Below are 24593 nucleotides of genomic sequence, written 5' to 3' on the forward strand. Positions count from 1 at the left end.
GAGTAGGACGCCGCCAGGCTTATTTTTTTATACAAATTTATTAATTCCACAGTAGCTCAGCGGTAGAGCAATCGGCTGTTAACCGATCGGTCGTAGGTTCGAATCCTACCTGTGGAGCCATTTTATGCTTCCATAGCTCAGTCGGTAGAGCACTTCCATGGTAAGGAAGGGGTCGCAGGTTCAAATCCTGTTGGAAGCTCTCTATATAAACCTTGATATTACGCGATTGTTGGCAATTTGTCGGCAATCGTGATTTTTATTTTGGCTCTAAAATATATGTTGGGATTTCGGGAAAATTCAGATAAATAAAACACGCAAGCTCCTAATTTTGTTAAACTTTGTTTAGATCAAACAACAAGTCGATTTGATCGCTTTCGGTTAAGGGTATTATTACATTATCAATATAAATATATAAATGATCAGAGTCGCATAAATTAGGAGTGAGCATTAGCTGCTCCCCCCCCAACATTTGACTTAGAACCTTTTTTCAAAGAATAAAGATTGCTTGTTTAAAATTTATAATATGATTGATGTTATAATAAAGCTACTATCTTTTTATTGGAGGTCATAAAACTCATGGAAAATTATAAAAACTTATTACCAGAAAAAACATGTACAATAGAAAGGCTTGTAACAATCCCTAAAGATGTAGAAAAAGTTATTCAAGGAAAGAAGACAGCTACACGCAGAAATGGTGTTTATGCTTATATTGGAGAGGTTATGACTTTAGAAGATAAGAAATTTAAAATTGATTCAGTGTATCCTCAGTATCTTGGAGAGGTCACTGAGGAAGACGCAAGACAAGAAGGCTATGCTAGTTTGGAAGAATATAAACAGTTTATTTTAAACATCCACCCTGGACTGCGTTGGGTGCCTAAAATGCGAGTTTGGGTACATGAATATTCACCTGTTAATGTATAAAAGAATACATTAGTTTATTTTAGAGGGCTAATAAAGCCCTTTTTAGTTCGCCCAGCATGGGCGAACTAAAAAGGGTGAAAGTCCCGAGTGCAACCATGTAGCGGTAAGCACATAGCCAAAAGCAAGGGTGTCCATAGTGATATGGAATCTGAAGGAAGTTCAAGGCAAACCTCTGGTCTGACGAACAGAAATCATATATGAGGCAACACATGCGGATAAGGCTGCTAAAGAAGCTGAAGCCCAATAGCTACAAACATCATGTGGTGTATATATGGCAGATAGATGGAGGGAAAGAGTTCGCACCTTAACTGGGGAGGTCTCGTTTCATGTATAGAATAAAATTAAACCGCCGTATACGGATCCGTAAGTACGGTGGTGTGAGAGGTCGGATAATCAATTAATGATTATCCTCCTACTCGATGCTGCAATGTTAAGTCAGCATCTAGTTTTTGTCCTTTTGCTTTATAGTAAGCTTCTATTAGCAGTTTGTAACCTATTTGATCTTGGTTAATTGCTTGCTGTCTTTATTTTGGTGATTGCAGGTGTTTCAAATTATTATGGTGTAGATGTCAGCGGTAAAATGGCATTGATTTTAAGTGCTTTTTTACTTATTCTTTTACTGTTAGCCGTATTTGTATCGTTACCTAATATACAATGGGGGAATTTTATTCCTTTTGTTCCAAATGGCTGGTTTTCCATTGGAAGTGCCATGACGGTTATCTTTTGGTCGTTTGTCGGATGGGAAGCAATTTGTAGTTTGGCTAATAAATTTAAGATGCCAGAAAAAGATATTGTCAAGGGGGCCGTGGTTAGTGTAGTTATCATTGGTGTACTTTTTTTTGGCGCTAAGTATTGTTACTGTCGGAACGGCTACGTATGGCAGTAAAGAAGGCAACCTTTCTCCTATCGGTGTTATAATGGGAGAAGCAGTGGGTGCAGGCGTTAAAGTTGTTACAGCTATTTTAGCATTAATCATTTGCACGGGGACATCAAACGCTTATGTCGCCAGCCTAGCACAATTAGGATATTCTTTAAGCAGGGTTGGTGCCTTTCCAAAGTTTTTTTCAAGACTACATGAAACGACTCGAATTCCGAGACGAATGGTATTGTTTGTAATCTGTTTTTCGGTAATAGGTGTTTTAGTGACAAAGGCTTTGTCACTGACGTTCGATGATATTTTATTTATACCAACTTCACTGGGCATTCTTGTTTATGTTCTTTCAATGGCAGCAGGCGTTAAATTGTTTAGGAAAAACACCATGGCATGGTGGACATCGCTCGTGTCCTTCGTTTTGTGTTTACTCGTGCTTCCGTTTTTTTAGTTATATGTTGTTGTTCCGTTGGTTATGGCTGCGTTATATGCAATTTATATGATTTTGGTAAGAAGTTTTTTTCTTACAAGAGGGGGTTAAAATCTCATGAGGGAAGTAGCAATTTCTTGTAATTCTGCATATGATGGATTATTTTTTTATGCAGTTAAGACAACGGGCATTTTTTGCCGACCTTCTTGTAAGTCTAGGGTCCCTAAGCGTGAAAATGTATCGTTCTTTTTAAGTGCAGCCGAGGCTCAAAAGCAGGTTATCGCCCTTGTAAGAGATGTCGACCTGATTTGAGCTCAATACCTTATGATCCATTCAAATCAGTTATGGAAGATACGATGTAGATCATCGAAAATCATTATGGCCAAAAAATGCTTTTGGATGAATTGGCATCCATGGTAGGAGTCAGTCGTTTTCATTTAAATCGGCATTTTAAAGGCAGAACAGGGGATACGCCTCGTATGTATTTGGAAAAGGTCAGGGTTCAAAAAGCAAAAGAACTTCTTTTAACTACCACTTTAAATAACACAGAAATTGGTTATCAAGTAGGAGTATATCGAGTTTTTACTATGCATTTAAACGGTGTACCGGGCTTACACCAAGTCAATTTCAAGCTCAATATGTCACACCGTCGGCTTATTAGAATTGAATAGGGCGATTACAGAGCAAAGTAAAAAAAGCCTACCGCAGTAAGTAGGCCTATGTAATTTGAAGGAGAAGTTTTATTAGTTTATCCTGTTTAATCATCTTTATACATGTTATTTAGTCCTCAAGCTGTGTCAGGATCAACCAAATATTTTTTTAAACAATTTCCCAGTAGCTTTCCCGGCAGCACGTCTGCCAATCCTTCTCGTTACTTTTCCTTTTTTAATAGCGTTGATGTCGTTGGATATGCGAAGCATTTTGTATATGGTTGATTTTAAACTCATAGTGAATTCTCCTTTCCAATAATTTCATACAGCATTCCAGCTATTTTATTCATTCCTGTTGTCCACTCATCTGTCATAAATATTTCATCTCCAATATATTTTTTTGTTTTTTGCGACACGTCTACATTTACCGTTTTTGCTACATCATTTATAACATCCATAATAGTATCATTTATTTTGTTCCTTCCTTGTTATTACACTAACATAACTTTCTATATGATGGATTTAAAAATTATTGTGATTCGTTTCTTAAAAAAATTTCACGCTCTTGTATTAATGATTTTAACTCTTTTATATCCTCATGTATAGCTTGATTTCTTATAAAGCTTCTTGTGCGGGAACGGTAACTTAAATACTTAGCCCGTTCTTTATTTTTTTCCTGCCATTTTTTATTTGCTTCTGTTTGCTTATTTGAATTTTTCATTGTTTTGTGTTGAAAGGTTAAAATTATTGGTTTCTATGATTTCATTCTGTTGCTAGTTGGTACGAATATATTGTTATGTAAGGCTTTTGCTCATTTTGGAGTAAGGGCTTTTTTTATTTCTTCTAACATATGGCTTTAAATAGAGTACACATAAAATTCGCATCTTGTTGTAAATAAAATCAATATGAGACCATTTCAAACCTAATATTACACCTTTTCTCATACCTGTGTAGGGTACAAGATCATAAATGAAAAATATCATATTCATCTTTTATAAAGTCCAAAAAATGAAGCATTTTTTGTTCATCAAACGGAAATTAATAGCAGATTAAACGGGTCGTTTAACGCACGAATTACATGTTTTAATAGGAATGGAGCCTCTTATCGAAAGCCTAGATTAAAAATAATTAAAAAAATTGGCTCAAATTTAAATTACGATGTGGCTCCATTTTCACATGCAAATATACTTGGGAAAGTAGGCCATGGGGAGAATCAAAGTGTTTGTACTTGGTTTGAGATAAATTTTTATAAAAACATTTTAATAATTTATTTTCCTGCCGATATAAGTAATGAATCATCAGGAAGGATGTATACCATAGCATTAACATTAGCAAGAAAACTAGGGGAAAAGGTGTAAATATAGATGAATACGGTAGAAAAATTGAAATTGAAGTGATTAAAGCTGAGAGAAATACAAAAAATGCCCTCAAACACCCAATCATAGCTCCACAGGAATTCAAAATTGTGCGTGGGGATATTAATAACGGTAATAACTCCTAATCTGGGAGATATTATAAAACTAGCATTTCAAAAGGATAGGTCTTGCTAGTAAAATAACAAACACGGAGGTAGATTGAATATGATTATCAATCACAACATTGCGGCGTTGAACACACACCGCCAATTATCTGGTAACAACAGTGCAGTACAGAATTCATTAGAAAAACTTTCATCAGGTCTGAAGATCAACAAAGCTGGAGACGATGCTGCAGGCTTGGCAATATCCGAAAAAATGCGTGGACAAATCAGAGGTCTTGAAATGGCTCAAAAGAATGCTCAAGACGGTATTTCTTTAATCCAAACTGCAGAGGGTGCTTTAAATGAAACCCATTCGATCCTACAACGTATGCGAGAGTTAGCAGTTCAAAGTTCTAACGATACTAATACTGATTCAGATCGTGCAGAATTGCAAAAAGAGCTCGATCAGTTAGCAAATGCCTTAAATGATATTTCTGCTGACACAGAATTTAACACACAAAAGTTGCTGGATGGCAATTTTAAAGCCACTTTCCATGTTGGGGCAAATGAAGGACAAGATCTATCAATTTCAATCAATGATATGAGTGCATTTAATTTAGGTGTAGAGGAAACATTAACTGCACAAGATTCAGTAAAGGTAACACATGATGGAGCTAGTGATGTTAGCTCTTCTGTTCTACAAAATGAAGCTGGAAATACAGTAGCAGTGTTTGTGACAGACGGTTATTATCGATTGAATGATTTAGAAAGCAACGATTCTAATGATGGTTTTGTTGTTAAAGGTGGAGCTACTGCAATTCATGAAGCAGATTCGAAAATAACTGCAAAGCAAACAGTTAAAGCAGGAATTGATATTTCCTCTCAACCAAAAGCTGATAAAGCCATTACGACTATTCAAACAGCAATTGATTCAGTTTCCGCTGAACGTTCTAAATTAGGAGCTGTTCAAAATCGGCTAGACCATACTATTAATAACCTAGGAACTTCTGCAGAAAACCTAACAGCTGCAGAATCTCGTATTCGTGACGTTGATATGGCTAAAGAGATGATGGAATTCACGAAGAACAACATCCTTTCTCAGGCAGCTCAAGCTATGTTGGCTCAAGCGAATCAACAGCCACAAGGCGTACTTCAGTTACTTCGGTAAATTGATTATTAAATAGAAGGAACTGTAGAAGGTGGCTAGAGCTTCCTAGTTAAGTAATATCGAGAAATTAAGAGTAATAATCCCTAATAGAGAATTTGCTTTAGCAAGTCACAAGGATAGGTCTTGCTAGTAAAATAAACAAACACGGAGGTAAGGAAAAATGATTATCAATCATAACATTGCGGCATTAAATACTCACCGCCAACTATCGGGTAATAACAACGCAGTACAGGGTTCATTAGAGAAGCTATCATCAGGCCTTCAAATCAACAAAGCAGGAGATGATGCTGCAGGTCTAGCAATCTCTGAAAAAATGCGTGGACAAATTAGAGGTCTCGAAATGGCGTCTAAAAACGCCCAAGATGGTATTTCGTTAATCCAAACTGCAGAAGGAGCTTTGAATGAATCGCATGCAATTCTTCAAAGAATGCGAGAACTAGCTGTACAAAGTTCGAACGATACAAATACGGATGATGACCGTAAAGAATTACAAAAAGAAGTAACTCAACTAGCAAATGCCTTAAATGATATTTCAGCAGATACAGAATTTAACACACAAAAATTACTTGATGGTAAATTTGAAGCAACCTTCCACGTTGGAGCAAATGAGGGGCAAGATTTAAATATTGATATTGATGCCATGAGTGCGGAAGCCCTTGGCGTTGCTGGTAAAGTATTGAATGGTACAGATATTGCCACTAATTATACTGTGACTAATGAACGTGGAGAAAAGGTTACAATTGAGTTTAAGGCTCTTAGCGAGGACAATGATGGAGCTGTTGCATTTGATTCACAATTTGACGACACAATAGGATCACAAAAATTGACAATTACAATGGCACAGGCAGATGGAAGTGGTACATCTACAGGTGAGATTACGACCACTCATCAGGATGTTCTTGATGCAATCAATAGTGTTGAAGGTTTAAGTGCTAAACTCGCCACAAATGTGACTGCTACTGATGCCATTGGAGGTACAAAGGATTTAACAGGTGGAGATGTTGCTATATCAAATGAATCGAGCACTGTTGATCCTAATAAAGGTATTAATATTTCAACCCAAGAAAAGGCAGATGAAGCAATCACAACAATTCAAACAGCTATTGACACTGTTTCAGCGGAACGCTCTAAGCTAGGTGCTGTACAAAACCGTCTAGATCATACAATTAACAACCTAGGTACCTCTGCAGAAAACTTAACTGCTGCAGAATCACGTATTCGTGACGTTGATATGGCTAAAGAAATGATGGAGTTTACGAAAAACAACATCCTTTCTCAAGCAGCTCAATCAATGCTTGCTCAAGCAAATCAACAACCACAAGGCGTATTGCAATTGTTACGTTAACTTTATATCATTTCAAGGAGATTGGGACATAAGGGAAACTAATTGATTTTAGTACAAATTGTGAAAATAAAACCGCATGAAATCAAGGTTTAGAAATTTGATTTCATGCGGTTCAATTGTCAAATGAAGGTGAAATAACAGTCATTAAATATTTTTACAGTAAAAAGGAGACCTACACATAGCTGTATGTGTAGGTCTCCTTTTTGCAAAATTACTTCTAATGATTTTCCTTTGAAAATGTATTTGCATATTTTTCTCGTAGTTGATATTTAAGTACTTTTCCTTGTAAACTCCGTGGTAATTCGGTCACAAAATCTACAGCATGAGGAATTTTATATTTAGCAAGTTTTCCTTGGCAAAAATCTAATATATCTTTTTCATTTGCTGTTTCACCATCGCGTAAAACGACAAGTGCAACTGGCGTTTCTCCCCACTTCTCATGAGGAATACCTATAACAGCCACTTCAGCAACTTTAGGGTGTTCAAATAAAACACTTTCAATCTCAGCAGGATACACGTTAATTGCGCCTGATAAAATCATATCTTGCTTACGATCAACAATGTAGTAAAATCCTTCTTCATCTCTTTTCCCCATATCCCCTAAACCGAGCCATTCACCTTTAAAGGCATGGGCAGTTGCTTTAGGATTTCTATAATATTCATCACAAAGCGTAAGACCTTTGACAAAAAACTCCCCAACCTCTCCTGGAATAATTTCTTCTCCTAGATCATTTAGTAATTTCACTTCCATTCCAAGCATTGGTAAACCTACAGAGCTCGTTTTATCACGTTGATATTCAGGGAATAAATTTGTAGATCCTCCGTGCTCTGAAGCTCCATAAAATTCATTAAGGTCAGCATCTTTAAAGTATGTTAATATTTTTTCTTTCGTGGATTTTTGTAGTGGTGCACCTACAGAAACAAGCGTTTTCATTGATGATACATCGTATTGATTTTGCATATCTTTTGGTAATGCAAAAATAGCTTCAAACATCGGTGGTGCTAAAAATGCCGTTGTTGTTTTTTCTTCTTCTATTGCTTTTAATACTTCTAATGGATGAAATTTTTCTAAAATATGAACGGTATTTCCGACAAAAAAGTTAGGTAATGAAATCGAAAGGGCTGCTGCACCGTATAACGGTCCGGCAACTAATCCTTTGCCTTGTCGATTAATATTAAACTCAATGCTAAATAATAATGCGACTAGATATAAACTTCGATGAGAACGTACAGCTCCTTTCGGTAATCCTGTCGTTCCTCCAGTATATAGAAAGCATATCGTATCATGCTCATTTAAATGTTCATTTGGAAATGGCTCGGCTATGGGGTTCGTTTTAATCCAGTTTTCGTATTCTATAGGGGTTAACTCTTTTGCTTCACCTAAACTAATTAAGTGCTTGGTCGTATGCATTGTTGTTTTAACTTTGGCTACTTCTGATGCAAAGCGAACATCAAAAATAAAGGCGATGGCATTAGAGTCATCAAGAACATGCTTTATTTCCCGTTCGATGAAACGTGAATTTATTGGAACAAAAACAGCACCAATTTTACTGCAAGCGAAAATTGCCTCCATCAATTGATTGCAATTAAACAACATAAATGCAACTTTATCTCCTTTTTTAATTCCAAGGTCTTGTAAAGCGTGTCCTAATTGATTAATTCGGTTATTAAATTCACGATACGTAAAACTCTTTCCTTTAAAGGTAACTGCTTTCTTTTCACTATAACGAGTCGCATTTAATTTAACTGGATCACTAAAAATCATCTGCTGTACGTTATACATTTATATCCCCCTATCATTGAATGAAGACCCATTCATAAATTGTACCAGGTTGTGAATGCGCTTTCATTTGTTATTATAACTGATCCATCTGAATATTCAAGCTTAAATTCCATATTTGTCCATCTGCAGTCTTCACATTGACTGTATTCAAGAAAGTAAGGTTCCAATGGATTAAAAACTCCATTCGAAGTGTGTCTGCTTTATAAAGGCATCCTAATTCTACATTTTAAAAGTTATCCTCTTTATTTGTCCATGAGCATATTTTTTTATACTCTATTACCTCTACAAATCTTCCTCATGCTGCAGTTGATACTTCGCCTTAATCGACTTAAACCCCTCTCTTTGATTGGCATAAGCCTCCATCACTTTAAACCAGTCCGTTCCCACTGTATTAAGGATATTTGCTAACATTTTGTTTTGTTCTTTATTTAGAACTTTGACGAGTTCCTCACCCTTTTTAGTTGCATAAAGATTTTTTACACGTTTATCTTGTTTTGATTGCGCTTCTTCGATTAAACTCTCTTCTTTTAATTTACTCAACGTGCGATGTGACCCCTGCTTGGTGATTTCAAGAAAGTCTAGCAACTCTTTCACAGAGATACCCGGCATTTTGGATATATAAAATAAAAAGCGGTGGTGCTGTCTACTCATACCATGTTTTTCAATAATCTCATCTGCTGTATTAATAAATGTTTTATAAGCAAAGTGAAACAATATCAGACTATAATCATTTTGATCGGTCATGTGATCACCTTTTCAATAAATCAATTTTCTTAATTATATAAGAAGCAGGTCAAAATTACAATATAGGTCAAGTTAGTTGACCTATATCCGGTAAAGGATTATAATGCATATGTGGATTAGTTAAGGAGGTTATACAACATGAATTATACAGTTGGACATTTTTTAATAGATGAAATAAATAAAGCGGGTGTCGATAAAATATTTGGTGTACCGGGGGATTTTAACTTAACATTTCTGGACACCATTATGGAACACCCTTATGTGGAGTGGATTGGGAATACAAACGAGCTAAACGCTAGCTATGCAGCTGATGGCTATGCTCGTGTGAAAGGAATCGGCGCACTTGTGACAACATTTGGCGTGGGTGAATTAAGTACGGTGAACGGTATTGCGGGAGCTTATGCTGAGCGTGTGCCGGTAATTGCAATTACGGGAGCTCCTACAACCGTAGTAGAAAGAGGGCATAAGTATGTACACCATACCTTAGGTGAAGGGAACTATGATGACTTTCGTAAAGTATTTAAGCCGATCACTTGTGCACAGGCTTATATTACGCAAGCTAATGCACAGGAAGAAATTCCAAGAGTGATTCAAGTGGCATTAAGTGAAAAGCGTCCAGTTCATATTCATTTGCCAATTGATGTTGCGGCAATGCCTCTAACCTCAGTAGATCAGCAAGTGTCTTTAATTGAATCACGTCATAAAGATGCTTTGGATACAGTACTTAAAACCGTGCAAGCTCGATTAAACGAATCAAAACAGCCAGTTATTATAACTGGACATGAAATCAATAGTTTCAAGGCCCATCAGGCATTACAAACATTTAGTGAACAAACGAAAATTCCTGTTGCGCAATTATCTTTAGGAAAAAGCGCTTTTGATGAAACGCATAAAAACTACCTTGGAATGTATGCAGGATCTGTTTCCGAGGAGTATGTCAGAAATTATGTGGATGAAAGTGACCTCATTTTGAACTTAGGAGCTAAATTGACAGACTCCGCTACATCAGGTTTTAGTCATGGTTTTAATGAGGAAGATATGATTGTTATTAATCACCGTCTATATCGTGATAATGACATTGTAATCGAAGGTATTCCGCTTCTTGAAAGTCTAGATGCACTTAATAAGCACATTGATTTTAAAAATAATACAGCTTTTGAAACACATAAATCAAATGTTGATTTCACACCAAGCGATAGAAAACTTACACAAAATAATTACTTTAAATTAATGAATCAGTTTTTAAAGCCTTATGATGTTATTTTAGCTGAACAAGGTACGTCATTCTTCGGCGGATATACAATGAGTTTACCTAAAAACACCACATTTATCGGCCAACCTTTATGGGGATCTATTGGCTATACACTAGGTGCTTTACTTGGTACGCAACTCGCTGATGAAAAGCGTCGTAATATCTTATTAATCGGAGATGGATCACTTCAGCTAACTGTTCAGACATTATCAACAATGATTCGTGAAAACTTGAAGCCTATTATTTTCTGTATTAATAATGATGGTTATACAGTTGAGCGTATGATTCATGGGGCAGATGCGAAATATAATGATATTAAGATGTGGAATTATTGTGCGTTACCAAGTGCCTTTGGTGCGGAAGATGAAGTGAAAACACATCTTGTGGAAACAGAAAAAGATCTTGTCGATGTTTTCAATAAAATCAATGAAGAGCCAAATAAAATGCATTTTATAGAGGTGAAGATGGAGGTTTTAGATGCTCCTGATACACTTAAAGGAGTCAGCAAAGCATTTGCAGCTCAAAATAAATAAGGATGTTTAACGAATACGATAAATAATAAGAATGAGGAAGTAAACATGCACCCTGTCAGCAGTGGGTGCATGTTTTTTAACATTTGTACGACATGTGCATTCCATATATCCTTCTGTCGTCTATGAAAATTCAAAATAAACTATATTTTCAATGAAATTTTATGAATATTCATTCATTATGTGTTAAAATATACTAAATAGAAAGTTATGAGGAGATTTAATTTATGTTATTAAAGAGGGATTTCCAACAACAAATGAAAAATGGGGTTCAAATGGGAAACGGTACGGTAGCTTTTAAAGGGATAAAATTAAATGTTTATTGCTTTGTCGTAGACGGCGTTTTAATAGACACAGGCGCAAAGTCTCTGGAAAAGGAATTTAAGTCGTTTTTTAACAAACAGGATTTAGATCAAGTAGTTATAACACATTTCCATGAAGATCATACAGGTGGTGCATCTTTTTTACAAAAGGAGTTGCAGTTGCCTGTTTATATGAATGATATTAAGCTTGATTATTGTAAAAAGAAGGCAGATTATCCAATGTATCGAAAATTATTTTGGGGAAAGCGAAATCCTTTTCATGCGAATACAATTGGAAAAACCTTTTCATCTCGTAATGCAACATGGGACGTGATTGAAACACCTGGTCATGCTATTGATCATTTGGCGTTTTTAAATCGTGAAACTGGTCAGCTTTTTACCGGGGATTTGTATTGTCAGGAAAAGACAAAGGTCATTTTACGTGAAGAAAGTATACCAACCATCATTGACTCCTTAAAAAAAGTATTAACTTATGATTTTGAGGATGTTTTTTGTTGCCATGCTGGCTATTTAAGGGATGGGCGCGCTGCTTTAGAAAGGAAGCTGGAATATTTGTTGGATCTTCAAGGGAAAATTCTTAAACTCTATGAAGATGGGTTATCCCCTTCTCAAATTAAAAAGACCTTTTTTCCAAAAAAATATCCCATCATCTTTTTATCTTCAGGGGAATGGGATTCTTTGCACATTATAAATTCGGTTATTCAAGATTATAAAGGAACACCTCCAAAACAAACGATTTAATATTCCTATTTGTATGCTTTGTGGTATAAGATTGTACTTTGTTCTGTTTTTGAAAAATCGAGTATACGAGTCAGCAAGATTTTTGAGTGTCAAACCAGATGAACTCCTTCTTTAGTTGGGTTCATTGTTTGGAACATGCTCATTACTAATAATCGAATGTTTGTTCTTGTCACATCCTCAGTCGAAACATAGTGTAGGGAAGTAAATTAAAACGTTTTAATGAATGATGATAATGCATATCAATATATAAAATTATATTTAAAGGATGGATCTATATGGAGAGCGCGCTAATTAAGTCAGATGATTTAATTACGTTATGGGGGATAATTACCGTATGGGCTGCAATAAGTATTTATTTAGAGCAAAGATTTAAGTGGGCAGCACGTTTATCAGGTGCAATTGTTGCTTTGGTCGGGGCAATCATTTTATCGAACACAGGAATAATTCCGACTGAGTCGCCGGTATATGATGCTGTATGGGCCTTTATCATTCCGCTGGCTATCCCTTTGTTATTATTCCATGTGAATTTTAAAAAGGTAGGGCAAGAAAGTGGAAAAATGCTTATTATCTTTTTAATTAGTTCAATAGGTACGGTGGCAGGAACCATTACTAGTTTCTTTTTATTAAAAGATAGCATCCCTTTCCTGGATAAAATTGGTGGCATCATGAGTGGTTCCTATGTTGGTGGAGGAGTAAACCTAGCAGCAATGGCAGCAAAATTTGAAGCTCCAGGTGAAATGGTATCGGCTACGGTAGTTGCTGATAACTTATTAATGGCACTCTATTTTGTCGTACTTATGATTATTCCTGGCTTATCATTTTTTAGAAAACGCTATAATCATCCCCATGTATTAGAAGTTGAGAGGACAGAAGGTGCAAATGGAGGGCGGACATTGGCGGAAGAGTACTGGGGTAAAAAGGAAATTTCACTAAAAGATATCGCTTTATCTGTTGGAACAGCATTCCTGCTCGTTATTATAGCTTTTAAAGTTGCTGAATGGTTTGGAGCGATTATTCCTAGTGGGGAAGATGTATCATTTTTCTTTAATTTACTAAATGGATTGTTTGGCGATAATTATTTAGTATTGACAACATTTACTTTTATAGCACTTGCATTGTTTCCGAAGTACTTTGAATCGATTAATGGCAGCCAAGAAATAGGAACATTTTTGATTTATCTATTCTTTGTTGTAATTGGTATACCAGCATCCATTCCTTTGATCGTACAAAATGCACCTCTATTATTAGTCTTTGTTGCTATTATTGTATTGATAAACATGATTATTTCCCTATCCGCCGGTAAGCTATTGAAGTACAATTTAGAGGATATCTTGCTTGTGAGTAATGCAAATATTGGTGGTCCGACAACGGCTGCAGCGATGGCGATAGCTAAAGGGTGGAAAAACTTGATTGGTCCAATTTTAGTTGTAGGAACAATTGGTTATATCATCGGTAACTATATAGGTACAACGCTTGGCTTATGGTTTGGAACGATGATGTAGAATAAGCAGGGTTGGGGGGGCCTATTGCTGATGTATACATGGGCTGCTATTACAGTTACTAGAAATGATGCATGTGATAACGATAAATCTCAACTAGTACCACTCTATCCATATAATTTTTTGAAAGTTTACTCGGTATTTAAAAATGTAAAATCGAAATAATTTGGTTGAATCGATCAAAAAAGGGAGGGTATACTGGGCCTGCGAAGTATATAGTAGTATGAGTATAATTGTAAGGGCTTACAACTAACGGAGGAAAGGAGGGGGATATGCGTGAATCTGTAATTGTGAAGGCCGTTCGGGCGCCTGTAGGAAAACGAAACGGGTTTTTAAGTGGGATGTGCGTAGAGGAACTAGCAGTGAAACCATTGGAAGAATTAGTCAAACGACCTGGAATCTCTCCTTAGTTAATAGAAGATGTCATTATGGGGGGCTTCTCAAGTGGAGCTCGTCTGCTGGTAACGATAATGCATGAACTGGCGGCCATTATGGACTGTAGCCGATGTGTGAGGGCATGGGATGGCTAATGCAACTGTTTTAGAAAGATTAGCATTTTATAAATTTATTATTGAAAGAGGGGATTAACTTTGCCATTACAATCAATTCGTGTTCTCGATCTAACGCGTCTATTACCGGGACCGTACTGTACCATGTTGCTTGCAGATTTTGGTGCAGAAGTTATTAAAGTGGAAGATCCGAAAGTGGGTGATTATGCCAGGGCATACGAGCCGAAATCGGGTGAGGACAGTACCTTTTTTCACTCGCTCAATCGGAATAAAAAAAGTGTTTGTTTAAATTTAAAGTCGCAACAAGGAAAAGCTGATTTTTTAAGAATGGCAGCAAATGCAGATGTTGTTGTGGAATCGTTCCGCCCTGGGGCTATGGAGCGGCTGGGATTGGATTACGATAAACTTAAAAGTGCCAATCCTAAATTAGTTTATTGTGCAGTGACAGGTTATGGACAAATTGGACCGTATGCTGAAAAAGCTGGTCATGATATTAATTTTCTTAGTTATGCTGGATTGCTGAATCTAATGGGAGAAAAAGATGGAAAGCCGATTATCCCTGCCACGCAAATAGCTGACATTGGAGGAGGTGCACTTCCAGCTGCAGTAGGCATTTTACTAGCATTATTCGAACGAGAAAAGTCGGGAGAAGGACAGTTTGTCGATATAGCTATGATGGATGGTGTGATATCTTGGTTACAGACAACACTCCCAAACTATTTATCTACGAACATACCGGAAAACCGTGGTGAACAAATGCTATCAGGAGGACTTGCTGCTTATGCAGTTTATGAAACAAAAGATGGGCGCTGGCTTTCTGTCGGGGCACTGGAGCCAAAGTTTTGGAAAGTATTTTGTCATGCGATCGAAAGAAGTGATTTTATCCCGCTTTTAGATGCTCCATTACAGGAACAATACCGATTAAAATATGAAATACAAATGATTATTTCCAAAAAAACACTATCCGTATGGCTTGCCATTTTTTCAGAAATTGACGCCTGCGTTTCACCAGTACATTCATTTGATGAAATGGTGAATGATCCTCAAGTTATTGCACGAGAAATGATCCAAACAGTAAAACATGCGACATTAGGCTCCATGAAGCAAATTGGAATCCCCATTAAATTATCGAAAACACCTGGTAAAATTCAAAAACAAGCCCCAAAATTAGGGGAGCATACAGAAGAAATTATCAAAAATAGCGAGGTATTTAAATGAATAAATTTCAGAATGTTCCATCACAAAATAATAATAGACATTAGAAGGTAAAATCCCTACTAAAATAGAAGTTTCCGCTAGAATAGTTGAGGAAAAGAACTTTTCATTGTAAAAAAACACCAGTAAAGTACTGAAAATACCGACTTCGAGAAGTATTGACAAAAGGAAAGACCTTATCAAAATCAAATAGAAGAAAGGGGAAATTGATTATGATGAATACACCGTTAACATTAGTTTCTTTGGTGGAGAGGGCTGAAAGGTACTTTCCGAAGAAGGAGATCATTTCGCGTACTTTAGGAGGCATACAGCGATTTACTTATAAAGAAATGGGAGCGAGGACCAGATCACTGGCGAGTGCACTTGAATCACTTGGGGTGAAGAAGGGGGATCGGGTAGGAACTTTTGCGTGGAATCATCATCGGCATTTAGAAGCGTATTTTGCCATACCATCTATGGGTGCAGTTTTGCATACAATTAATATTCGTTTATCAGCGGAGCATGTCAGTTATATTATTAATCATGCTGAAGATAAGGTTTTGCTTGTCGATTCTGATTTGCTCCCAATGTTTGAAAAAATGAAAGGCCAATTGAAAACAGTGGAAGCAATAATTGTCATGACAGACGAGGATGTATTACCTGAATCGGGTCTAACACCGCTTTATTCTTACGAAACCCTAATTACTGAGGCAGATGAAACCTATGCATTTTCAGGTGATACGGCTGAAGAGGATCCCGCCGGTCTATGTTATACATCAGGTACAACCGGGAAACCAAAAGGGGTTCTATATTCTCACCGCGGTCTTGTACTGCATAGCATAGCACTCAGTCTTGCAGATACAGCAGCTGTTTCCGAATCTGATGTCTGCATGCCAGTTGTGCCAATGTTTCACGTGAATGCATGGGGGGTGCCTTTTGCCGCTACATGGATGGGGTCGACGCAAGTACTTCCAGGTCCAATGCCAACACCGGAAGTTCTAGCTCATTTAATAGAATCAAAGCAAGTGACAGTAACAGCCGGAGTTCCAACGATTTGGCTAGGATTGTTAAATGAACTTGAAAAAAAAGACTACAATACCAGTAGTTTGCAAAGGGTTATATGTGGCGGAGCTGCAGCACCAAAAGGTATGATACGGATGTTCGAAACGAAATATGAAATTCCATTTATCCATGCGTATGGCATGACAGAAACGACACCGCTGGTTATACTTTCTAGATTGAAAAGCCATCAAAAAGATCTGCCTGAAGAAGAAAAATTGGAGTTACGTTCCAAGCAGGGTGTAGTTGTACCTGGTATTGATATTAAGGTAATTAATGAAAATGGCGAGGTAAAACCTGATGGAAAAGACATGGGTGAACTCCTAATTAGAGGCCCTTGGATAGCAGATGAGTATTATAAAGATGATCGAAGTTCCGAAGCTTTCCGTGATGGATGGTTATACACCGGCGACGTTGTGACAGTTGATGAAGAGGGATTTGTCAAGATTGTTGATCGGACAAAAGATTTAGTAAAAAGTGGTGGAGAATGGATTTCATCCGTTGATTTAGAAAATGCACTGATGGCACATGAAGCTGTGTTTGAGGCAGCAGTTGTCTCCGTACCCCACCCAAAATGGCAGGAGAGACCAGTTGCTTGTGTGGTATTAAAGGATGGATATCAGAATGTTGTTTCCAAAAATGATATCATCAAATATTTAGAACCACAGTTCGCTAAATGGTGGCTACCTGATGAAGTTCTTTTTATGGAAGAAATACCAAAGACATCTGTAGGGAAGTTTATGAAAAAAGCATTAAGGGATCAAGTGAAAGACTATATGTCCTTGCAATCGTGATAGTATAGTTATTTGTATAGAGTCGACAATAATACGCGAAAAAATTAAACCTCTTCTTTTCTGTATCAAAAATGATGGTTATATAGTTGAACATATGATAACAAACGGTCATACCGCTTGTAATTATCCTTATCAAGTATATGCACTTCTGCCACACTAAAACATGCACCCATCTGTTGATAGGGTGCTGTTTACTTTTTGGTCTTATTAGACATAATAAAGTGTAATAGATCATGAATAAGTTTTGAACGTTTCTCGTATTATCCAAGGTATAAGAGCCCGATTATGGTAGATTAGCAGTCTCCATTTTTTCTTCAATACCGTTCCTATTCAATTCGAACTGGTATTCCAAAGTTTTATTCTTATTGAAAAGTGTAGTCGAGTATACCCATGGTTCATGACTAACAGAGTCCATACATTACATTCCGACCTGTTTGATAAACATTTCTCCTTTATTATTTCTTAACCTTCCTATTGAATTAATAAACCATTCGCATCAATACTATAGATCCAATAAAAAATTAAAAATATAGGTCTTTAATATTCATAACATGGTTATTTTTCCAAAATTAGGGAATGGGTTAGTGAGTTATTAAAAATCAGTTGGTGCAGTGGAAGGATTTAATAATCGTGTGCAATATGATTGTTAGCGTTTATCGGAAGCTGCAGGTACTGAAGTATTAGAAGGAGAAGAGAAGATTGATAACACCAGAAGATATTTTAAAAGCGGAGAGGAATGGTATACATAGAAATACTCTTTATTCGAGAATAAAAACACTCAAGTGGGATAAAGGACGTGCTACGACAGAACCACCTGTAAAGTCTAGTAAACGCATGAATTGGCTGAAGATAGCAGAAGAAAACGGAATAACACAAAGTACATTTAATGCAAGAATATATAAGTATAATTGGAGTTATGAAAAGGCCGCCACTCTCCCATCACCTAAAAGATACGACATGGTGAAATGGAAGGAAATAGCAAAGCAGAATGGAATAAGTGAAGGCACTTTTAAAAAAAGAATTTATAGTTTTGGGTGGAGCTATGAAAAAGCAGCCACAAAGCCACTCCGTAATCAAGGTTATTACAACAGCTTACTAAAAAAAGCACATGCAAATGGCGTGATGCTCAGTTACCACAGTTTGTACTATAGAATAAACAAAAAGGGAATGACAATTGAAGAGGCGATTACGACACCATTGAATGCTAAAAGGCCGTTAAATAAGTAGGTTTTATAAAGAAAAAGAAGCAGGCAATAAAAAAGTTTTACAAGCCTTGTAATTAGATGATTGGGTTTTGAAATGGAACGGAAAAATAAATTTACGGAGGGACTAGATGAATAGACCAATAAGTAGATTACGTCACAAGAATCTTAGGAAGTTAGTAGAGCTATGTCGGGAAAAGGAAGATCAGGGTTGGGAGTGTATCAGACCTATTCAACGAACGGATCGTTCTTTTAAACACTTTAATATAGATAAAGATAAAACATATGAATTTCAAAATACTGACACAATCCATTTTTATGAAGCGGTTTATCGGCGTAAATCTAATGGCGAATAAAACATTCCGGTGTGGACAAGAAAAGAAGTCCTAAAGTTTAATGAAATATTCCGTAATACATACACAAGTCATAGAATCCAATAACTAGTAAATTTAAAACGAGCAATAGAAGTTTACTGTTTAGGCTGTTCCAAGAATTTTGATTAATCCTGAAAGGGGATACAGTCTTCTCAGATTAACAAGGCACTTTTTCTGAAATATTATTATCTTTTTATCTTAAGGGGGGGGAGGGTCCTTTACACATGAAAAATTTGGTTATTTAAGATCATATAAGAACTCCTCCAAAGTGAACTATTTATATTTTATACTATTAAACGTAATAATGACGCTGTTCTTTAGAATAGCGTCATATTTTTTGTATGATGGAGATCTAGGTCAGTAAATCCTTTGGTGAATTCATTCGTTATTAAAAGCGTGGGATAAAAAATATATGGATTATCATTTGATAATTCCCTTTAGTATCCTCTTTTATTATGTTCCTTCAATTAATTTTTTTTACCAGCTTTATACTCTTTTTCAATACTATCTATATGTGGTAAAACCTGATCTCTGCCATGGTATATATGCTCATGCATAGCCACCCGTGCACGTTCCATATCCTGTTCCTTAATTGCTTTTAGGATTATTTTGTGGACGTCCAATGAATTCCTCATTTGGTCCTCGTTAAACCAATAAAAAGAACGGAAAATTAATGGTAGCACGACTACCTTTGAGATATGAGAATAAATGTGCTGATTTTGTGAAGCTTTTATAACACAGTCATGAAATTGATGGTTAAGATGCAAAATATCTTCAATCCTAGTTTTTCCGGTTTGAAAATAACGATCAATTGCCTTTTTATACTTTTCGTTTGCTTCCTCCATATCCTGTATATCCTTATTCTTGCGATGCAAGGATGCTTGCGCGGCGGCATAGCCTTCTAAAAGTGTACGCAAATCATATATTTGCTGGATATCTTTCTTAGTGAAATGACGGACTCGTACTCCTCTTTTCAGAGGGACAATTAGCCCTTCAGATTCGAGTTGTTTTAGTGCCTCGCGAATTGGCGTACGACTGATATGCAATTGATTTGCTAAAAATTCCTCGGTAAGGCGCATTTTGGGAGGAAACTCTCCATGCAAGATTGCCTGTTTGATATATGTATACGGATTCATTTTTTGTCAACACCTCTTCACTATTGTATCCGAATCAAATCGGAGCAACAATATTAAATGTGTCATTGTATACAATAATAGGTTTTACACCCAAATTGAAACTTAATTTTAAAAAAAAATTGTATTTTTGTATACAAACTGATACTATGAGACAAAACATACAGAAAATTTAGTTTAATATTAGGGGTGACTTTTCATAAATCCTCTTTAGCAAGATTGTTGTTCTTTTTAACATAGGGAATATACATGCTTTCTGTCGAATCATCCATAGTCGGGTTTCGCCTTGTTCATTTTTCCGTATAGTTCATAGTCTATTGCTGAAAGGTATCTCTAACCCACAAATTTTTATGTAACTCTAAAAGTTTTCCGAAAAAACTAAATAAAATAGAATTATACTCTATTATATTTCAATTCAATCGTGTCGTCAGAAAAGGAGTGTCTAGTATGGTTCAAAGCTTAGAAGGAGTAAAAGTATTGGAACTAGGAAGTTTGATTGCTGGTCCATTTGCCGGAAGATTGCTGGCGGAATTTGGAGCCGATGTCATTAAAGTCGAACCTCCTGGAAAAGGGGATCCACTGCGTGATTGGCGTCATATTTACGAAGGGACCTCATTGTGGTGGCGCCTGCAATCCAGGAATAAAAAATCGATTACCGTTAATTTAAAAAGTGAGGAAGGGCAAAAGATTATAAAATCGCTCGTCAAAGAATGTGATGTGCTTATTGAAAATTTCAGGCCAGGCACTTTGGAGAAATGGAATCTTGGATATGAGGAGTTATCTGCGTTTAGTCCCGGTCTAATCATGGTACGGGTTTCCGGTTATGGGCAAACTGGACCTTATCGGGATAAACCAGGTTTTGGCAGTGTTGGTGAGTCGATTGGCGGATTACGGAACCTTACCGGATATCCCGATCTTCCACCGACAAGGGTTGGGATAAGTCTTGGGGATTCTGTTGCTGCTATGTATTCTGTGATTGGAGTAATGATGGCTCTTTACCATCGTGACGTGCAGGGAACAAGAAAAGGACAAGTGATCGATGTTGCCCTGTATGAGGCAGTTTTCAGTTTACTAGAGGGAGCGGTTCCTGAATTCGATAAGTTTGGTGTTGTTCGGGAACGGACCGGATCCGCATTGCCTGGTATTGCCCCTTCGAATACATATCAGTGTAAAGATGGAAAATATATTGTTATTGGAGGAAACGGAGATGGAATTTTTAGACGGTTAATGGAGGCAATCGGGAGACAGGAATTGGGGGAAGATAAACGTTTTCAATCGAATAGCAGCCGAGCTGCCCACGCGGACTATCTTGATGAAGTCATTGAAGACTGGACAAAGACAGTTGACTTTGAAACCGCATTACATGTGCTTGATGAAGCAAAAGTTCCTGCAGGTCCTATTTATAGTATTGAAGATATTATGAAAGACCCTCATTACCTATACAGAGGGATGATTGAGAGCTTTCAACTAAACAAAAACGAATCACTCAAAATTCCCGGAATTATTCCGAAGATGAGTGAAACTCCTGGCAAAACAAAATGGCTTGGTCCTGATCTTGGAGATCATACCGATGAAGTGATGAAGAATTGGCTTGCCTATGATAAAGAAAAAATCGCTCAGCTGAAGGAAAAAGGGATTATATAGGGAGGTGAAGGATGATGAAGCATATCTATATCCAGGAAGTTGTTGCGCGGGATGGATTACAAATAGAAAAACAATTTGTAGCTACCGAGCAAAAAGTAAATTTAATCAATGAACTGAGCACTGCTGGAGTAGACAAAATTGAAGTTACTTCTTTCGTGTCACCAAAAGCTGTGCCCAATTTAAGCGATGCGGAAGAAGTTATGCGAGGGATTAAACGAATAGAGGATGTTAGCTATACGGCGCTGGTTCCAAATTTGAAAGGAGCAGAGCGTGCTGCAATGTGCAAAGTTGATGAAGTGAACCTTGTTGCTTCTGTGAGTGAAACACATAATCTCAAGAATGTAAGGAAAACAGTGAAGGAATCCTTTTCTAGTTTCCAGGATGTTATAACATTCCTCTCAGGCACGAATATTAAAATCAATGGAACACTTGCCACTGCGTTTGGCTGTCCATTTGAGGGAAGCATTCCTGAAGATAATGTCATGAAATGGATTGATTCGTGTTTGGATATGGGGGCAAATGGGATCACGCTTGCTGATACAACCGGTATGGCCACGCCAAAACAGGTCTACCACCTATGCAGGAAGGTTTTGGGTCACTGGCCGGATTTACAGTTGACTTTACATTTCCACAATACGCGGGGAATGGGGCTTGCAAATGTACTGGGAGGTATACATGCGGGTGTCAACATATTTGATGCTTCATTAGGAGGCTTAGGAGGTTGTCCTTTTGCACCTGGCGCTACTGGGAATATATGTACAGAGGATCTTATCCATATGCTCACCTTCATGGGTTATCATGTAAATGCAAATCTTGACCAATTCATTCACCTGTCTAGGAACTTGGAAAACATAGTAGGGCATCAAGTTCCGGGGCAAATTATTAAAGCCGGTAAAATAACAGATTTGCATCCAGTGTAAAAGAGTTGATTCATAGATAGTAATTTTTTGCATCTAATATCTGAATATTATGTCGATAAAGGAGGGATACGAATGAGCGGACAGCAAAAAGAACCAATTAAGAATAAGAGAATATGGATTGTATTCGGTATCCTTTTGGCGTTAATCACCCCTTGGTATTTCCCAAAAAGCTTCGGTGAAATTCTGATCTATGGAATACCGCTTTGGGCAGTGATTATTATTATTGCCTCTATGTTATTATCTGCATTTTTGTCTTACGTCATCAAAAATCATTGGATGATGGAAGAAGAAAATGAGGAAGATGAAAAAAATGAAACGAAAGGAGTGAGGTAACGTATGGATTTGGCATTCTCTGGCTGGTCGGGTATTTTAATCCTTGTGGTGTATGGTTTGCTTATGCTCGGGGTTGGTCTCTTTACCTATTTAAAAAATAGGAATATCCATGAAAGTCTGGACGAGTACTATCTCGGTGGTCGGGGACTTGGCGTTATAGTATTATTTTTCACTTTTTTTGCAACACAATATAGTGGAAATACGGTTGTCGGTTATCCGCCTTCTGCCTACAGGCAAGGCTTCGAATACTTAGTATCTGTCCCTTTTTTCATTATGATTATCATGGCCTACCTTTTATTTGCACCACGCCTTTACAAGCTTGGGAAAAAATATAATTTAATTACCCCGTCCCAGTGGTTTGAAAAACGCTTTAAATCCAAGGCTGTTACAATTTTAGCATCTCTGCTCATGCTTTATGGACTTGGTAATTACCTATTGGAACAATTGATCGCTATTGGACAAGGTGTTTCCGGATTGACAGGAGGAACAATTCCATATCAGGTAGGTGTGATCTTTTTTGTTATTATTATGGTAATTTATGGGTGGCTAGGAGGCATGCGCTCTGTAGCCTATACTGACACCATGCAGGGAATCGCCTTACTTTTCGGTGTCTTCATGCTCCTGATTGGCTCCATTATCTACTTTGGCGGGCTTCCTACATCTGCAGATTATATGCAGGCATATTCTCCGGAAAAACTGGGAATTCCTGATGGGTTGGGTGTGGTGAATTGGTTTAGTATGCTTATTTTAATAGGAATTGGAGCAGCTATTTATCCTCATGCTATTCAGCGGATATTTTCTGCTAAAAGTGAGCGGACACTAAAACGTTCCTTCAGTAGAATGGCGTGGATGCCTTTTATAACTTCAGGAGTAGTGTTCATTATTGGAATTATCGGTATTAATGCCTTTCCGGGTTTATCTACAGAGGAATCTGAACAGCTGGTTGGTATGATGGCTAGTACAATAGCAAGTAAAAATGTTATTTTCTATTGGGCAATGGTTCTGCTGTTTGGTGGAGTTATTGCGGCAATCGTATCTACTGCTGACTCTGTATTATTGACTTTCTCTTCGATTGTTTCAAATGATTTATATGGAAGTTATATCAATCCGGAAGCTTCCCAGCATAAAAAATTATTAGTTGGTAAATTAGCAGGAGTAGTTGCAGTAGGTATCCTTATTTTAATAGCGTGGTTTCCGCCGGCAACGATTTATCAAATCTTCATACTGAAGTTTGAATTGCTGATTCAGATCGCTCCAGGGCTCATTCTTGGTCTGTACTGGAATCGCCTTCATACCAAAGCAGTCTTTACAGGAATGGCTGTCGGTACATTAGTTGCATCCATTATGACAATTTTTGACATATCTGTATTAGGTGTATCCAATGGGTTATGGGGCCTTCTGCTTAACACGGGTATTAGTGTTGTCGGGAGCTTGGTTATGTCTGTCAGTGTGACGGAGGAAAATGAAGCAAAACAAGTAATTGGAATGTAGATAGGAAGAGAGAAGACGAATTTTAAATAAAGTTAGTGCCAACAATTAAAATTACTAAAATGATAGATTATGAATCAAATAGAAAAAGCGTCCTTCATAAATTATTTAGTGGCGACCCCTAAAAGTTAGAGTTTTTATTATGCAGCTGATTGGCTGGATTGAGTTCGGTATTCGACCGGACTCAGTCCAGTCAATTTTGCTTTTGATCGTACGTGGTTATACCA

The 24593-nt window shown here is 37.1% G+C and carries 21 protein-coding genes, 2 tRNA genes and 2 pseudogenes; 19 read left to right on the top strand and 6 right to left on the bottom strand.

Translation table 11 applies throughout. The features are described 5' to 3' along the window. Positions 1 to 45 precede the first annotated feature (45 nt). From GZ63_RS0114315 to GZ63_RS18760, 5 genes and pseudogenes are all read left to right on the top strand, one after another. Positions 46 to 120 (top strand) — tRNA-Asn (locus tag GZ63_RS0114315). A 6-nt stretch (positions 121 to 126) separates the two neighbouring features. Continuing rightward, positions 127 to 199: transfer RNA gene (locus GZ63_RS0114320), tRNA-Thr, on the top strand. A 377-nt stretch (positions 200 to 576) separates the two neighbouring features. Next, the gene (locus tag GZ63_RS0114325) at positions 577 to 921 is read left to right on the top strand and encodes an ASCH domain-containing protein (RefSeq protein ID WP_029270736.1); all 345 of its coding nucleotides are present in this window, start codon (positions 577 to 579) and stop codon (positions 919 to 921) included. A 511-nt stretch (positions 922 to 1432) separates the two neighbouring features. Beyond that, positions 1433 to 2365 (top strand): annotated as a pseudogene (locus GZ63_RS16890) (APC family permease); the annotation flags it as partial. Then, a pseudogene (locus tag GZ63_RS18760) lies at positions 2340 to 2883 on the top strand (bifunctional transcriptional activator/DNA repair enzyme AdaA). The pseudogenes GZ63_RS16890 and GZ63_RS18760, both read left to right, overlap by 26 nt. 142 nt (positions 2884 to 3025) lie before the next feature. Here the strand turns inward: GZ63_RS18760 and GZ63_RS18190 are convergent. After that, positions 3026 to 3169: a hypothetical protein gene (locus GZ63_RS18190; protein WP_198020946.1), complete on the bottom strand. Its 144-nt coding sequence runs from the start codon at positions 3167 to 3169 to the stop codon at positions 3026 to 3028. Continuing rightward, positions 3166 to 3330, bottom strand: a complete 165-nt coding sequence (locus GZ63_RS17955; RefSeq protein WP_156947742.1) for a hypothetical protein — start codon at positions 3328 to 3330, stop codon at positions 3166 to 3168. The genes GZ63_RS18190 and GZ63_RS17955 overlap by 4 nt, the downstream gene beginning before the upstream one ends. Positions 3331 to 4452: 1122 nt before the next feature. Here GZ63_RS17955 and GZ63_RS0114360 point away from each other — a divergent pair. Together GZ63_RS0114360 and GZ63_RS0114365 are read left to right on the top strand one after the other, a co-directional pair. After that, on the top strand, positions 4453 to 5499 hold the full coding sequence (locus tag GZ63_RS0114360; RefSeq protein WP_029270742.1) for a flagellin N-terminal helical domain-containing protein: 1047 nt from the start codon (positions 4453 to 4455) through the stop codon (positions 5497 to 5499). 160 nt (positions 5500 to 5659) lie between these two features. Beyond that, positions 5660 to 6844: a flagellin N-terminal helical domain-containing protein gene (locus GZ63_RS0114365; protein ID WP_029270744.1), complete on the top strand. Its 1185-nt coding sequence runs from the start codon at positions 5660 to 5662 to the stop codon at positions 6842 to 6844. A 217-nt stretch (positions 6845 to 7061) separates the two neighbouring features. Here the strand turns inward: GZ63_RS0114365 and GZ63_RS0114370 are convergent, their stop codons facing one another. Continuing rightward, positions 7062 to 8627, bottom strand: a complete 1566-nt coding sequence (locus tag GZ63_RS0114370) for an AMP-binding protein (protein WP_029270746.1) — start codon at positions 8625 to 8627, stop codon at positions 7062 to 7064. A gap of 282 nt (positions 8628 to 8909) precedes the next feature. Beyond that, the gene (locus GZ63_RS0114375; protein WP_029270748.1) at positions 8910 to 9371 is read right to left on the bottom strand and encodes a MarR family winged helix-turn-helix transcriptional regulator; all 462 of its coding nucleotides are present in this window, start codon (positions 9369 to 9371) and stop codon (positions 8910 to 8912) included. Positions 9372 to 9509: 138 nt separating this feature from the next. Here GZ63_RS0114375 and GZ63_RS0114380 point away from each other — a divergent pair, with 138 nt between their 5' ends. From GZ63_RS0114380 to GZ63_RS0114425, 8 genes are all read left to right on the top strand, one after another. Then, entirely contained in the window at positions 9510 to 11156 is a 1647-nt protein-coding gene (locus tag GZ63_RS0114380; RefSeq protein ID WP_029270750.1) for an alpha-keto acid decarboxylase family protein, read from the top strand. Positions 11157 to 11380: 224 nt separating this feature from the next. Beyond that, on the top strand, positions 11381 to 12217 hold the full coding sequence (locus GZ63_RS0114385) for an MBL fold metallo-hydrolase (RefSeq protein ID WP_029270752.1): 837 nt from the start codon (positions 11381 to 11383) through the stop codon (positions 12215 to 12217). Between the two features lie 275 nt (positions 12218 to 12492). Then, entirely contained in the window at positions 12493 to 13719 is a 1227-nt protein-coding gene (locus tag GZ63_RS0114390) for a DUF819 family protein (protein WP_029270754.1), read from the top strand. Between the two features lie 269 nt (positions 13720 to 13988). Next, positions 13989 to 14126, top strand: coding sequence for a hypothetical protein (locus tag GZ63_RS17960; protein WP_318842392.1), 138 nt, complete (start codon positions 13989 to 13991; stop codon positions 14124 to 14126). A gap of 180 nt (positions 14127 to 14306) precedes the next feature. After that, entirely contained in the window at positions 14307 to 15443 is a 1137-nt protein-coding gene (locus GZ63_RS0114405; RefSeq protein ID WP_029270756.1) for a CaiB/BaiF CoA transferase family protein, read from the top strand. 209 nt (positions 15444 to 15652) lie between these two features. Continuing rightward, a complete protein-coding gene (locus GZ63_RS0114410) occupies positions 15653 to 17272 on the top strand; it encodes a long-chain fatty acid--CoA ligase (protein WP_029270758.1) in 1620 nt (539 codons plus the stop codon). A gap of 699 nt (positions 17273 to 17971) precedes the next feature. Continuing rightward, positions 17972 to 18499, top strand: a complete 528-nt coding sequence (locus tag GZ63_RS16900; RefSeq protein WP_038221283.1) for a hypothetical protein — start codon at positions 17972 to 17974, stop codon at positions 18497 to 18499. A gap of 106 nt (positions 18500 to 18605) precedes the next feature. Continuing rightward, positions 18606 to 18830, top strand: a complete 225-nt coding sequence (locus tag GZ63_RS0114425; protein ID WP_029270762.1) for a hypothetical protein — start codon at positions 18606 to 18608, stop codon at positions 18828 to 18830. A 485-nt stretch (positions 18831 to 19315) separates the two neighbouring features. Here the strand turns inward: GZ63_RS0114425 and GZ63_RS0114430 are convergent, their stop codons facing one another. Continuing rightward, the gene (locus tag GZ63_RS0114430) at positions 19316 to 19984 is read right to left on the bottom strand and encodes a GntR family transcriptional regulator (RefSeq protein ID WP_029270764.1); all 669 of its coding nucleotides are present in this window, start codon (positions 19982 to 19984) and stop codon (positions 19316 to 19318) included. Between the two features lie 444 nt (positions 19985 to 20428). Here GZ63_RS0114430 and GZ63_RS0114435 point away from each other — a divergent pair, with 444 nt between their 5' ends. The 4 genes from GZ63_RS0114435 (at position 20429) to GZ63_RS0114450 (ending at position 24369) form a co-directional block, all read left to right on the top strand. Beyond that, on the top strand, positions 20429 to 21625 hold the full coding sequence (locus GZ63_RS0114435) for a CaiB/BaiF CoA transferase family protein (protein WP_029270766.1): 1197 nt from the start codon (positions 20429 to 20431) through the stop codon (positions 21623 to 21625). Positions 21626 to 21639: 14 nt separating this feature from the next. After that, positions 21640 to 22545, top strand: a complete 906-nt coding sequence (locus tag GZ63_RS0114440; protein ID WP_198020947.1) for a hydroxymethylglutaryl-CoA lyase — start codon at positions 21640 to 21642, stop codon at positions 22543 to 22545. Between the two features lie 72 nt (positions 22546 to 22617). Beyond that, the gene (locus tag GZ63_RS0114445; RefSeq protein WP_038221284.1) at positions 22618 to 22878 is read left to right on the top strand and encodes a hypothetical protein; all 261 of its coding nucleotides are present in this window, start codon (positions 22618 to 22620) and stop codon (positions 22876 to 22878) included. 3 nt (positions 22879 to 22881) lie between these two features. Then, entirely contained in the window at positions 22882 to 24369 is a 1488-nt protein-coding gene (locus GZ63_RS0114450) for a sodium:solute symporter family protein (protein WP_029270772.1), read from the top strand. A 137-nt stretch (positions 24370 to 24506) separates the two neighbouring features. On the opposite strand, the gene GZ63_RS18880 is transcribed toward GZ63_RS0114450, so the two are convergent. Continuing rightward, a partial coding sequence (locus tag GZ63_RS18880) for an IS3 family transposase (protein WP_156947743.1) occupies positions 24507 to 24593 on the bottom strand: 87 nt, incomplete at its 5' end.

The organism is Virgibacillus alimentarius, from assembly GCF_000709085.1.
Lineage (GTDB): Bacteria > Bacillota > Bacilli > Bacillales > Amphibacillaceae > Virgibacillus_B > Virgibacillus_B alimentarius.

Bases quoted from the DNA above. Each gene is read 5' to 3' on its own strand.
- GZ63_RS0114365 (WP_029270744.1), top strand. From the start codon at position 5,660: ATGATTATCAATCATAACATTGCGGCATTAAATACTCACCGCCAACTA.
- GZ63_RS0114425 (WP_029270762.1), top strand. From the start codon at position 18,606: ATGAATAGACCAATAAGTAGATTACGTCACAAGAATCTTAGGAAGTTA.
- GZ63_RS0114375 (WP_029270748.1), bottom strand. From the start codon at position 9,371: ATGACCGATCAAAATGATTATAGTCTGATATTGTTTCACTTTGCTTAT.
- GZ63_RS0114360 (WP_029270742.1), top strand. From the start codon at position 4,453: ATGATTATCAATCACAACATTGCGGCGTTGAACACACACCGCCAATTA.
- GZ63_RS0114430 (WP_029270764.1), bottom strand. From the start codon at position 19,984: ATGAATCCGTATACATATATCAAACAGGCAATCTTGCATGGAGAGTTT.
- GZ63_RS0114440 (WP_198020947.1), top strand. From the start codon at position 21,640: ATGAAGCATATCTATATCCAGGAAGTTGTTGCGCGGGATGGATTACAA.
- GZ63_RS0114385 (WP_029270752.1), top strand. From the start codon at position 11,381: ATGTTATTAAAGAGGGATTTCCAACAACAAATGAAAAATGGGGTTCAA.
- GZ63_RS17960 (WP_318842392.1), top strand. From the start codon at position 13,989: ATGCGTGAATCTGTAATTGTGAAGGCCGTTCGGGCGCCTGTAGGAAAA.
- GZ63_RS17955 (WP_156947742.1), bottom strand. From the start codon at position 3,330: ATGGATGTTATAAATGATGTAGCAAAAACGGTAAATGTAGACGTGTCG.
- GZ63_RS0114450 (WP_029270772.1), top strand. From the start codon at position 22,882: ATGGATTTGGCATTCTCTGGCTGGTCGGGTATTTTAATCCTTGTGGTG.
- GZ63_RS0114435 (WP_029270766.1), top strand. From the start codon at position 20,429: ATGGTTCAAAGCTTAGAAGGAGTAAAAGTATTGGAACTAGGAAGTTTG.
- GZ63_RS0114325 (WP_029270736.1), top strand. From the start codon at position 577: ATGGAAAATTATAAAAACTTATTACCAGAAAAAACATGTACAATAGAA.
- GZ63_RS18190 (WP_198020946.1), bottom strand. From the start codon at position 3,169: ATGAGTTTAAAATCAACCATATACAAAATGCTTCGCATATCCAACGAC.
- GZ63_RS0114445 (WP_038221284.1), top strand. From the start codon at position 22,618: ATGAGCGGACAGCAAAAAGAACCAATTAAGAATAAGAGAATATGGATT.
- GZ63_RS0114410 (WP_029270758.1), top strand. From the start codon at position 15,653: ATGATGAATACACCGTTAACATTAGTTTCTTTGGTGGAGAGGGCTGAA.
- GZ63_RS0114390 (WP_029270754.1), top strand. From the start codon at position 12,493: ATGGAGAGCGCGCTAATTAAGTCAGATGATTTAATTACGTTATGGGGG.
- GZ63_RS0114370 (WP_029270746.1), bottom strand. From the start codon at position 8,627: ATGTATAACGTACAGCAGATGATTTTTAGTGATCCAGTTAAATTAAAT.
- GZ63_RS0114380 (WP_029270750.1), top strand. From the start codon at position 9,510: ATGAATTATACAGTTGGACATTTTTTAATAGATGAAATAAATAAAGCG.